11 protein-coding genes and 1 pseudogene are annotated in these 10683 nt (G+C 69.6%); 3 read left to right on the top strand and 9 right to left on the bottom strand.

Going from position 1 to position 10683, the window contains the following annotated elements; all coding sequences use genetic code 11:
• Positions 1-1388 (top strand): glycoside hydrolase family 3 C-terminal domain-containing protein (locus G6021_RS02735; protein ID WP_182640621.1); only part of this gene is annotated, 1388 nt, incomplete at its 5' end.
• 1 nt (position 1389) lies between these two features.
• On the opposite strand, the gene G6021_RS02730 is transcribed toward G6021_RS02735, so the two are convergent.
• The 8 genes from G6021_RS02730 to G6021_RS02695 all read right to left on the bottom strand — a co-directional run bounded on the left by G6021_RS02730 (position 1390) and on the right by G6021_RS02695 (position 8805).
• Positions 1390-1971, bottom strand: coding sequence for a dihydrofolate reductase family protein (locus G6021_RS02730; protein ID WP_182640620.1), 582 nt, complete (start codon positions 1969-1971; stop codon positions 1390-1392).
• Between the two features lie 108 nt (positions 1972-2079).
• Positions 2080-2652 (bottom strand): GNAT family N-acetyltransferase, encoded by a 573-nt coding sequence (locus G6021_RS02725; protein WP_182640623.1) that lies wholly within the window; start codon positions 2650-2652, stop codon positions 2080-2082.
• A 208-nt stretch (positions 2653-2860) separates the two neighbouring features.
• Positions 2861-3637: a 23S ribosomal RNA methyltransferase Erm gene (gene erm / locus G6021_RS02720; protein WP_182640619.1), complete on the bottom strand. Its 777-nt coding sequence runs from the start codon at positions 3635-3637 to the stop codon at positions 2861-2863.
• Between the two features lie 184 nt (positions 3638-3821).
• Positions 3822-4379: a TetR/AcrR family transcriptional regulator gene (locus tag G6021_RS02715; RefSeq protein WP_182640618.1), complete on the bottom strand. Its 558-nt coding sequence runs from the start codon at positions 4377-4379 to the stop codon at positions 3822-3824.
• Between the two features lie 20 nt (positions 4380-4399).
• Positions 4400-5752, bottom strand: a complete 1353-nt coding sequence (locus G6021_RS02710) for a lipase family protein (RefSeq protein WP_182640617.1) — start codon at positions 5750-5752, stop codon at positions 4400-4402.
• Positions 5753-7360, bottom strand: coding sequence for a GMC oxidoreductase (locus G6021_RS02705; protein ID WP_182640616.1), 1608 nt, complete (start codon positions 7358-7360; stop codon positions 5753-5755).
• A 155-nt stretch (positions 7361-7515) separates the two neighbouring features.
• Positions 7516-8403: a dihydrodipicolinate synthase family protein gene (locus tag G6021_RS02700; RefSeq protein WP_182640615.1), complete on the bottom strand. Its 888-nt coding sequence runs from the start codon at positions 8401-8403 to the stop codon at positions 7516-7518.
• A gap of 9 nt (positions 8404-8412) precedes the next feature.
• Complete coding sequence (locus tag G6021_RS02695; RefSeq protein ID WP_182640614.1) at positions 8413-8805, bottom strand: helix-turn-helix domain-containing protein; 393 nt, start codon at positions 8803-8805, stop codon at positions 8413-8415.
• Between the two features lie 124 nt (positions 8806-8929).
• On the opposite strand from G6021_RS02695, the gene G6021_RS02690 reads away from it, so the two are divergent.
• Positions 8930-9784, top strand: coding sequence for an NAD(P)H-binding protein (locus G6021_RS02690; protein ID WP_182640613.1), 855 nt, complete (start codon positions 8930-8932; stop codon positions 9782-9784).
• A gap of 84 nt (positions 9785-9868) precedes the next feature.
• Here the strand turns inward: G6021_RS02690 and G6021_RS02685 are convergent, their stop codons facing one another.
• Positions 9869-10333 (bottom strand): DUF1801 domain-containing protein, encoded by a 465-nt coding sequence (locus G6021_RS02685; protein WP_182640612.1) that lies wholly within the window; start codon positions 10331-10333, stop codon positions 9869-9871.
• 29 nt (positions 10334-10362) lie between these two features.
• Between G6021_RS02685 and G6021_RS02680 the strand changes: the two are divergent.
• Positions 10363-10566, top strand: a pseudogene (locus tag G6021_RS02680) (VOC family protein); the annotation flags it as partial.
• Positions 10567-10683 lie beyond the last annotated feature (117 nt).

Raw genomic sequence — 10683 nt, 5'->3', positions numbered from 1 at the left:
TGCGCGCCGACGCAGGGCATCGCGCGGCACCGGTGGACCACGCCGCCCCCCACGACCTCGCGCGGGAGGCGGCGGAGTCCTCGATCGTGCTGCTGGCCAACGACGGCGGCCTCCTTCCCCTCTCACCGGCCACCGGGGTCGCGGTGATCGGCGCCTTCGCCCGCGAACCGCGCTTCCAGGGAGGCGGCAGCTCGCACGTCACCCCCACGCGGGTCGATGTGCCACTGACGGAGATCAGGCGAATAGCCGGGGACGCCCGGGTCACCCATGCCACGGGCGTCGGGGATGGTGACGACGACGAGGACCTGCTCCTCGCCGAGGCGGTGGCCATCGCGTCCGAGGCCGAGGTGGCCGTCCTCATGCTCGGTCTGACCGACGACCAGGAGTCCGAGGGCGTCGACCGGCAGCACATCGATCTGCCGGGAGACCAGCTCCGGCTCCTCGAGGCGGTCGCCGCGGTGCAGGACCGGATCGTGGTGATCCTGTCGGCCGGATCCGTGGTGGACCTGTCCCCGGTGGTTCCCCACGCGACGGCGATCGTGTCCGGGGCGCTACTGGGACAGGGCGGAGGCCGGGCGCTCGCGCGGGTGCTCTACGGCCACGCCACCCCGTCCGGACGGCTCGCCGAGACCGTCCCGCTGCGGATCGAGGACGCCCCCAGTTGGGACAACTTCCCCGCCGAGGACTCGCACGTCCGGTACGGGGAGGGCATCTTCGTCGGCTACCGCGGGTACGACCACAGGCGGCGGGAGGTGCGGTTCCCCTTCGGACACGGCCTGTCCTACACGACCTTCGACTACCGGTCCCTGACGGTCGTGGCCGGGGACGACGGGTGGACGGCACGGGTCGAGGTCCACAACACCGGGCCGTACCGGGGCCGCGAGGTCGTCCAGATCTACGCCTCGCTGCCGGCCTCGGTGCGCAGGCGGGCGCCACGGGAGCTCGTGGGATTCGGCCATATCGAGCTCGATCCCGGACAGAGCGGACAGCTCGAGGTGGCGATCGAACGCCGGGACCTGGCGTACTGGGACGAGCCCGCCGGGAGCTGGCTGGTGGAGGGTGGCGAGTACGTCTTCGCGGCCGCGGCCTCCAGCCGGGACCTCCGGATCGAGGTCTCCGTACCGATCGACGGGGATCCGCGCCCGGTCCGGATCGACCTCGACTCCACGATCTCCGAGGCGATGGCGGACCCCGACGCCCGGTTGATCCTCGACGAGGTGTTCCGCCCGCTCGCGGCGAACGCCGGTGAGGCGAGCGGCGCCGTGGGAGCCTCGATCGAACAGCTGGTGGGCTCGATCCCCGTGGGCCGGATGCTCTCCGGGTTCCTGGGGATGGACCGGGAGTCGGTGGCGGGTATCGCCGAGCAGCTCGCCCGGATCCACCGGTGAGCTAGCTGCTCCGCTGGATCTCTCGACGTCTGTAGTGCAGGAGAACGGCCCCGTTGTCGAAGACACGGTGTTCCACCAGCTCCAGGTCGAGCTCGGCACCCGGAGGTAGCGCGCGCAGGCCGCCACCCACCACCCTCGGGACGATGAAGAACCTGAACTGGTCGACCATCCCGGCGCTGATCGCCTCGCTCGCCGTGGTGGGTCCGAAGATCTCGACCTCACCCTCGGCGTCGTCGACGATCTGCTGAAGACGGGTGAGGTCGAGGCGCGGCAGAAGGCGGTCCCGGTCGGACACGAGGTCCGCCTCGGTCATCGTCGAGGACACCGCGATGCGCGTCAGGTCCTTCCAGCGGCGAGCGAACTCGTGCTCGTCGGGGCTCCACGACTCGTCGTCGGGAGGAGTCTCCCAGTAGGTCATCAACTGGTAGGTGTTCCGCCCCAGGACCTCGTGCGACACCGAGGTCATGCGTTCCACGTGAAACCTGAACAGGTCCCCGCCGGGCGCGGTCCAGTCGAAGTCGCCGTTCGCGTCGGCGGCATAGCCGTCCAGCGAGATGGTCGCGGTGTAGCCCAGCGTCCCCATGGTCGTCCTCCGCTGCTCGCGAGGTGGCGGTAGCGAGAAGCCTATCGCCGCGCCGCGGGCTCTCGCACCCTTTCCTATGACCGCGCAGCTGGGTGGCGATTGTGGGCGTCAGTCGAGTTGACGACGCATGACGATCCGGGGGAAGCCCCCCGCCACCGACGTCGTGGCGGCGACCTTGACGATTCCCGCCTGCTCGAACAGGGAGCGGAACCCCACGAACGCCATCGTCAGGTTGACCTTCTCCGCACCGTTGTCCACGGGTACCGCCTCGACGGCGGGTGCGCCGTGGTCGCGCGCGAACCCGACCGCACCCTCGACTAGCTCCCGCGCCACTCCCTGCCCCCGATACCCGGGGCGGACCCGGATGCAGAAGATCGACCACACAGGTTGAGCGTCGACTGTCGGCACCACTCGTGATCGCGCGATCGGCAGGTCGCGGCGCGGAGCGACTCCCGCCCACCCCACGGGTTCCGGCCCGAGGTAGGCGAGCACGCCCGGTGCGGTGTCCCGCCCGCACAGGTCGCGGACGTACTCGCCCCGGGCGGGACCCGTCAGCGAGGTGTTGGTCTTGGAGTCCAGTCGGTGGCTGAGGCACCAGCACACCGAGGCGTCCGGGTTCTTCTTCGGCCCCAGGAGAACAGCCACGTCATCGAATCGCTCAGCCGGGCGCACCTCGATCATCGCCACGCCACCACTGCAGAAGGTGTCATAGGGCCATCCTTGCCCGAGGTGCCCGGTCGGCGGGCCGGAAGGAGCACACCGGGCCGGCCGGACCACGCCTCACCGCACTTCACCGCACCGCCCCGCGCCCCACCACGCTGCCCCGCCCCGCGCCGCGGTGACGGGCACCGAGTCGGGGGCTGGGGTCCGGAGCAGATCGGCACCCGCCTCACTCCTGACGCCCCAGTGCCGCGTACAACGCGACCCAGTCCTGCGCGGTGAGATCCCTGGGCAGGGCATCCGGCGCGACGCCCGCCCGGGCGATGACCCCGCGGACAGCAGATCTGCGCCGCGGGTGCACCACGGTGGCCAGGATCGCGGCGATGCCCCGTCCGCGGCCGGTGAAGACGTCGTGCACGAACCGTCGGTAAGCACCACGGTCCTGGTCCGCGAGAAGAGGACGAGGCCTCCGGTACAGGACGAGCAGTGCTCCGTCGACGGCCGGCTCCGGCCGGAAGGCGCGGCGGGACACCCGGCGATGCAGGGTGAACTCGATCCACGGCCACCACTGCGCGGTCATCATGGTCGCGCCCCCGACGCCTGCTCGTCGACGCGCGACCTCCCACTGGACCACCAGGACGGCCGTCGTCGTGGACGGGGAATGGAGCAGCTTCCGCAGGATCGAGGTGGTGAGGTGGAACGGGAGGTTGCCCACCACCACATGGGGAGTCGTCGGCAACGGCCACCGCACGAAGTCCGCGTGAACCAGCTCAACGTCTGTAGCGAGCGAACCCTGGAGATGCTCGACTGTCCGGGAATCGATCTCCACCGCCGTCAGTGGGCGATCCAGGGACTGCAACGGGGTGGTCAGTGCACCCCTCCCGGGCCCGATCTCGATGATCGGCCCCGAGGTCTCGTCGACGATGTCGATGATCTCGTCGATGACGGTGGTGTCGGTGAGGAAGTTCTGGCCGTGCTCGTGCCGGCCGCCCCGATAGGTGGGCATGTGTAGACGCTCCGGATGAAGAGAGTGCGCCCGGGCATGCAGAATCGCCGCCCGGCTGGACCGCGGAGCGGCGGAAGCGTCCTACAGGAGGGAATCCGCCGCTAGAAGCGACGGTCCCGAATCAATGTGGTGAAGCAGGCCATGACGGGGAGTGTATCGGACCCTCCGGGCGTGGTCCTCGCCATCACTCCGGGTGGAGCGGTTTCAGGACGGGTGCCATCCACCCGGCGATGAACGCGCGCAGCTCGACGTCGGGACGGGAGGCAGGGTCATCAAGGCAGAGCACCGACCAGCCCACGTGCACGGCGATGTCGGCCAGGTTCTCGACCCGGCCCTCGAGTTCGGGGAAGCGGGCGACGGCGGGAGAGAGCAGTGCCACCGCGTAGTCGTGTGCGCGGCGAGCTGCTCCCGGGTCGAAGATCGGGTTGGCCGTTCCGGAGAGCGTGAGTTCGCGGAGCAACGGATCGTCGAGGACGTGGTGACGCGCCTGGATCATCATCTCGACGAACAGGTCCAGTGGCGTCTCGGTCGACTCCATCAGCTGGGCAAAGGCCCCGGACAGTAGAGTCAGCCTCTCGGAGACGGCCTGCGACACCAGCTCTTCTCGGGTCCCGAAGATCGAGTGGACGGTCTGACGACTCACTCCCGCACGCCTGGCCACTCCGGCGACGTTCACGGCGGTGAAGCCCGACTCCCCGATCACGGCTCGGGTGGCCTCGAGGATGATCTCCCGGGATCGCACCCGACCATTATCTGCCAGCGTCACGCGACGCTGCAGCCGAACCTCCCCCCGCCGTCAAGAGTGGAGATCAGCCAGGGGGTCACCTCGTCGTGGATCATCGTGTCGTGGATGAGCGGGCCGAAGTGGTCCGGGAGCGTCCAGCCGGGCGCCAGGGCGGGCACTGGGGTGGAGCGGAACGTCACGTCGCCGCCGGCAGCGCACCAGTCGTCGGCGAGGGCGCGGGCCTGGCCGTAGGGAACGGTGTCGTCGTTCGGTGAGGACGTGATGAGTACCGGCGCGGTGGGGGTCAGCCGGCCGAGCTTCTGGTCGTCGAGCACCGCTCGCGCCGAGGGGTCGCCGGCGATCCACTGGTCAAGGCTGCGCCCGTCAACGGTGAGGTCGGAGGTCCGCAGAAAGGGACTCGAGAATATGACGTCTGCGATGCACTTGGTCTCCAGCGAGGCCAAGGTGGCGCGACCGTGATCGGAGAGGGCGGCGCCGACGAGTGTGCGCAGCTCAGGGTAGCGATCGACCATCCCGTTGACGGACCATCCGATCACTCCGCCGATCAGGGTTCCGTCGATCTGCCGTAGTACCTGTTGGAGGTCGGCCACCGGCGCCCCCGCCCAGGCGCCGCGCAGGTCGAGTTCGGGCGCGTAAGTGGGATGGAGTTCAGCGGCCGCGGCGGTGGCGCCGCCGCCCTGTGAATAGCCCGCCAGAAGTAGAGGCGAGCTGGCACCTGCGAGGGCGCGGGCGGCGCGAGCAGCATCGAGCACGGCACGACCGGTTTCGACCCGGTCGACGTAGCTGTGGATTCGGGGGGTGCCCAGGCCGATGTAGTCGGTCACCACCACGCGCGCTCCCATCGCGTGCCATTTCGCGGCCGAGACGAGTTCCTGGTTCGCGGAGAGGAACGGGTCGGGATCAACTCCCGCCCACAGCCCACTGGGCGCGGCGAGCGAGATGGCGCAGTGGTTGCCCTGGCCGGTGGTGCCCGGGGCGATGACGACGGTCGGCCGTTCGCCGGGCCCTCGCCACGGCCCTGATTCCTCGATCACCATTGCAGTGACAGCGGCGGGGGCGCCGTGGACATCGCGGGAGGTGAACATCATCCGCGTCGCCGCAGCGGGCCAGGCGCCGTCCGCCCCGGGAAGAGTGGCCGGGATGGTGACGGGCTGGGTACGGACCACCGCGCCGGGCTGCGCCGGCAGGTCGGCCGGCGGCTCGTAGAACGGATCGGCGACCATGTCGGACGTGTGCGCGTGGGTGTCCGCGGAACCGAGTGGGTCGGCGTGCGCGACGGGCGAAACCCCGAGCCCGACGACGACGAGGGCAGCAGTGGCGGTGGCGAAGGCTCTGAGTCGACGCATGTCGGCCTTTCTCTGGGTTCGCATCTAGAAGAGGTGGCCGACGTCGTGTCTGACGATCCTGTCGAGAGCCCGCTCGGCGATGGCGGCGATGGTGAGCGACGGGTTGCAGGCGGCCGTCGTTCCGGGGATGAGGGCACCGTCGATCACGTACAGGCCCCGTTGGCCCATCACGCGTCCCTCCAGGTCGCAGACCTGGTTCATGGCGGCCCCGCCGAGGGGGTGCCAGGTGGAGTTGAGAATCTCATTGGTGTCGGTGAGGTGACCGGACTCTCCGACGATCGCCCGCGCGGTACGCGAGATGTGCTGGCGGACGATGTGACCGTCTCCTCCGGCGGGCCACTGGATGACACCGCGGTCCTGGACGGGGTCGTACACGATCCGGCCCCGGTCGGCGCTCACGCCGTACCCCACCAGCACCGTGCTGTGGATCGGCACCCCGACGGAGGGCAGCGAGGCCTGGATGACGGTGTGAGCCGAGGCCGGGTCCTGCCAGTTGAGGCTGCCGTAGACCACGGGACCTCCCTGCACGGCAGGGAACCCGGCGGCCGGATCGGTCCAGATGTAGATCCGATCGGCGTTGGTGCCCCACCCTTCGCCGATCGCGTCGGGCAGGTCGGTCACCGCACCGTTCGCCTCGGCCCGGCCGAGGAGGGTGGTGGTGTTGACGGACCCGGCGGCGAGGATCAGCGCCGGTGCACGCAGGGTGAGCGTCTTGAGAACGTGTCCGGCGACGTCGAGCACATGTACGTCGAGTTCCCAGGAGCCGTCCGGTGCGCGGCGCATCGCGCGGACATCGTGCAGCGGCCGCACGTCGACCAGTCCGGTCGCCTCCGCCTGAGCGAGGTAGGTGACATCGACCGAGTTCTTACCCCCGTTGTTGACGCCCAGGGAGCTGTCCCCGTTGGTGAACGACGGCCTCATCTCACCCCGCAGTTCGGCCAGGGCATAGTCCCAGTCGATCGGCATGGGGATCTTGCTGACCGGCAGGCCGGAGTCCCGGGCTCGCTGGGCGAAATGCCGTGAGGCCGCGTACTGGGGCGAGTCGATGAGCGCGTCGGGCGCCTCGGCGAGCCGGAGCATCCGGGCAACGCGGGGGAAGTACTCCCGGTCCATCTCGGACCAGTTGATGGCGCCCGGGAACCAGTCGGAGAAGAGCTCCTCGGTGGGCTGAAGTGACATGCCCTGGTAGATCAGTGATCCGCCGCCCACCCCGGTGGGCAGGACCGCCGTCATGTTCTCGCCCACCGAGGCCTCGAGCAGGCCGGTGTAGCGGGGCAGGTCGACCGGGCGACCGAACACCTCCGCGGCGCCGCCGAACCACACCGCGCGCTCATCGGGCGAGGTCGCACTGGGGAAGGTGTCGGAGTTCGGACCGGCCGGCCAGCGCCGTCCGCGTTCGAGGACCACGACGGGCACTCCCGCCTGGGCCAGTCGCAGGGCTGAGACGCCGCCGCCGAACCCGCTGCCCACCACCAGGACGCGGTGCTCCTCGACCTCGTGGGGAATCCGTCCGGTGGCAGGCGCGACGTCCGTGATGCCGTCGGCCCGGGCCGCCGCGGAGTGCACGGTCGCCGCCGCAATGCCGGCCGCGGCCACCGAGCCCAGGAAGCCCCGGCGTGAGAGTACGTGCATTGGTCCCTCGAGTTCTCATCGGAAGTGACGGGCGCCACTCACCCCGGGAAAACTAGACACTTGCTCTCAACCTGTCAAGATGTTCGCCATGGCGCTCGGAGCCCGAGTAGCTCCCTTGCACTGGCTGGGCTATCGGTCGGACGGAATCGTCGTCGTCACCGGACCGCGGTGAAACGTGGCAGCAACGCCTGGAGTTCGGCTATCGCGGCATCGGCGAGCGGACGCACGGGACGGCGCACCGGGACCGTGTCCGCCATCCCGAGGAGGACCGCGAGGTGGGCGGCCACCCGGTAGCTGCCGTACCGGGCGAACAGTTCCCACAACGGTGCGAGCGGAGCCGCGATCGCGTCCGCTTCCGCCCTGTCACCGCGCTGGGCCGCACGCGTCAGAGCTACGGCAGACTCGGGCAGCGTGCCGCCGATAACGGAATACCACACGTCAGCGCCACCGAGCAGCGCGTCACCGGCGAAGGCGTCACCGCTGACTCCCATCGTCACGTCATCGGGCACTGCCTGCCGGAGGACGCCCAGCCGATCGGTGAACGCCGGCACCGGGGCGCCGGGCAGCTTGATCGATCGCACCTGCGGGAGCGCGGCGATGCGCTCGTGCATCGAATCGGTGAACGTGACGTGCGTCGTGCCGGGGTTGTCGTACACGCAGATCGGCACCGATGACCGCGCGGCGACGTCCTCGAAGAATCCGACCACTTCCTCGTCCGTCAGCGGTTGATAGGTCATCACCGAGACCAACAGGCCGGACGCGCCTGCCGCCTGCGCAGCATCGACGTTGCGCAGCACGCCGGACAACGTCAGTGCCCCGACTCCGATGATCACCGGCACGTCGCCCGCGGCCGACACCACCGCCCGCGCCGCCTGCGCCCGTTCTGCCGTGGAGAGATACGGGTACGACCCGGTGGACCCGAGCGCCCCGATCGAATCGACGCCCGCCCCCACCAGCCGCTCGACGATTCGGGACAGCCTGCCGGAGTCCACACCACTATCGCTGAGAGGAGTAACCGGGAACGCGCTCAAGCCAGTGAACATGGCTCCACGCTAATCAGCGGGGCGAGTGGCGGCGGGCGCCGAACCGAGTGCTCTGTTCGAGACGAAGATCATCAGGTCGACGAGTCGCTCGGTGAGCTCGACGCCGTCCGGAGTGAGCGAGTACTCGACGTGGGGCGGCACGACCGGCCTGGCATCCCGGTGGACGTATCCGTCTGCCTCGAGGGTGCGGAGGGTCTGGGACAGCATCTTGTCCGTGATACCGGAGGCCCGGTGGCGCAGCTCGTTCCAGCGCAGCGGCTCGCCGTCGGAGAGCGCGGCCAGCAGCAACGGCGCCCACCTGCTGGTCACCCGGGTCAGCGCCTCACGGGTCGGGCAGTTCTCGGTATAGACGCCCTCGCCGAAGGCTGCGGCCAGCCGGAGCGACGTCTCACTAACTTTCATATCAGTACCTTACTTCAAGGTGGGTACACGCGATCGGGAACAGTCTGGCGCAAGCGGTGGTTAGTAGTCGTGTCAGACAGTTGACGTCCATCGGTCGACAGACCCAGTAACCAGGAGATACATCGTGACCTACCTCGTGACCGGCGCCGCCGGACACCTCGGAGCCCTCGCCGTCGAGTCGTTGCTCGACCGGGGCGTCGCTCCCGGCGACATCGTCGCCACCGCCCGCGACACCGACCGACTGGGCGCCGTCGCGGCACGTGGTGTGGTGACCCGCCGCCTCGACTACGACGACGTGCCGTCCGTGGACGCCGCGCTGGACGGTGTCGACCGACTGCTGCTGGTCTCGTCCAGCGAGATCGGCCGGCGGGCCGCTCAGCATCGCACCGTGATCGAGGCCGCGGCCCGTCACGGTGTGGAGCTGGTCGCCTACACCAGCGTTCTCCACGCGGACTCCACCTCGTTGGGGCTCGCCCCTGAGCACCTGCAGACAGAGCAGGCCCTCGCAGAGGTGGGGATCCCGCATGTCCTGCTGCGCAACGGCTGGTACCTGGAGAACTACACCGAACAGATCCCCACCCACCTGGCGCACGGTGTGCTCGGTGCGGCCGGATCGGGCCAGATCAGCGGCGCCAATCGCGCCGACTACGCCGAGGCCGCCGCGGCCGCTCTGGTCGCCGACGACAGCGCCGGCAGGACCTACGAGCTGGCCGGCGACACGAGCTTCACGATGGCCGAGTACGCCGCCACCCTGTCCGAGCAGGCGGGCCGGCCCGTGTCCTACACCGACCTGCCCCAGTCCGAGTACGCGGCGGCCCTGGTCGCTGCCGGGCTGCCGGCCCCCGTCGTCGAGACACTCGCCGACATCGACCGGGCCGTCGCCGCCGGTGAACTCCACGACGGCTCCCGCTCCTTGAGCGCGCTCATCGGCCGTCCCACGACGACGCTCGCCGAGGCTGTCAGAGCCGCGCTGGCCTGACCCCCACCCTTCCGGGTCCCGGGCCATCTGGCCTCCAGCTGGTCCGGGCCCCGGCAATGAACGAGAAGTGGTGTCGCCGAGCGGCTATGCCGAGTTATCCCCCGCCGCCCGGCGCACTATCTCGCCGAGCTGCTCCCACGCCTTCTCTGTCGGGTCGATCAGTGCGTACGCGGTCGGCCAGAGCCCGCTCTCGTCGTCGAGGGCGGCCTGAGCACTCACACCGAAAGTGGAGTACCTCTCCTTGTCCATCTGCCCGCTGCGGAAGAAGACCACCACCTTCCCGGCCCTGGCGTACCCGGGTTGCCCGTAGTACAGCTTCGGTGACAGGTCCGGCGCGATGGTGGCGACCATCTGGTGCAGTCGCTCGGCCATCTGCCGGTCGCCGTCGGGCATCTCCTCGATCCTGGCCAGAAGTGCCGCCTCGTCCGCAGCGGCCTTCTCCGCGCCCTTCGCGCGCTTGGCCTCCGCCTTCAGCTCTGCGGCGCGCTCCTTCATCGCCGCACGTTCCTGGGCGGAGAACTCCCCCGCCGCGTCATCTCTCTTCGTCATCAGTTCCTCCCGGTGACCGATCGTCGACTGTCTCCGACGCTAACCGGGAGATCATCGCCGAGGGCGTCTACGGCGCGGTCACTCTGGGGACCGACGACCTGGACGGGCTGTTCGAACGCCTGGACGCCGCCGGCGCCGACATCGTCCAGGAACCCACAGAACAGGACTACGGGGTGCGCGACTGCGCCTTACGCGATCCTTCGGGGAACCTCATCCGGGCCAATCAGCTCTGACTGCAGACCAGGGGACGATCGAGTTGCCCGGTGTAGTGTCCGCGCACCTGGGGTCACCATGCGGTTAAGCGTGGCGCGACACACCGGCGTTCTAGGGTGTGTCTCCCAATCGGCGTA

The organism is Dietzia sp. CW19, from assembly GCF_014145265.1.
GTDB classification, from domain to species: Bacteria; Actinomycetota; Actinomycetes; order Mycobacteriales; family Mycobacteriaceae; genus Dietzia; species Dietzia natronolimnaea.
This window is presented reverse-complemented; position numbering and strand designations above follow the sequence as displayed.

Coding starts and splice junctions, on each gene's coding strand:
- G6021_RS02705 (WP_182640616.1), bottom strand. CDS start 7,360: ATGCACGTACTCTCACGCCGGGGCTTCCTGGGCTCGGTGGCCGCGGCC.
- G6021_RS02685 (WP_182640612.1), bottom strand. CDS start 10,333: ATGACGAAGAGAGATGACGCGGCGGGGGAGTTCTCCGCCCAGGAACGT.
- G6021_RS02695 (WP_182640614.1), bottom strand. CDS start 8,805: ATGAAAGTTAGTGAGACGTCGCTCCGGCTGGCCGCAGCCTTCGGCGAG.
- G6021_RS02725 (WP_182640623.1), bottom strand. CDS start 2,652: ATGATCGAGGTGCGCCCGGCTGAGCGATTCGATGACGTGGCTGTTCTC.
- erm (WP_182640619.1), bottom strand. CDS start 3,637: ATGCCCACCTATCGGGGCGGCCGGCACGAGCACGGCCAGAACTTCCTC.
- G6021_RS02710 (WP_182640617.1), bottom strand. CDS start 5,752: ATGCGAACCCAGAGAAAGGCCGACATGCGTCGACTCAGAGCCTTCGCC.
- G6021_RS02730 (WP_182640620.1), bottom strand. CDS start 1,971: ATGGGGACGCTGGGCTACACCGCGACCATCTCGCTGGACGGCTATGCC.
- G6021_RS02700 (WP_182640615.1), bottom strand. CDS start 8,403: ATGTTCACTGGCTTGAGCGCGTTCCCGGTTACTCCTCTCAGCGATAGT.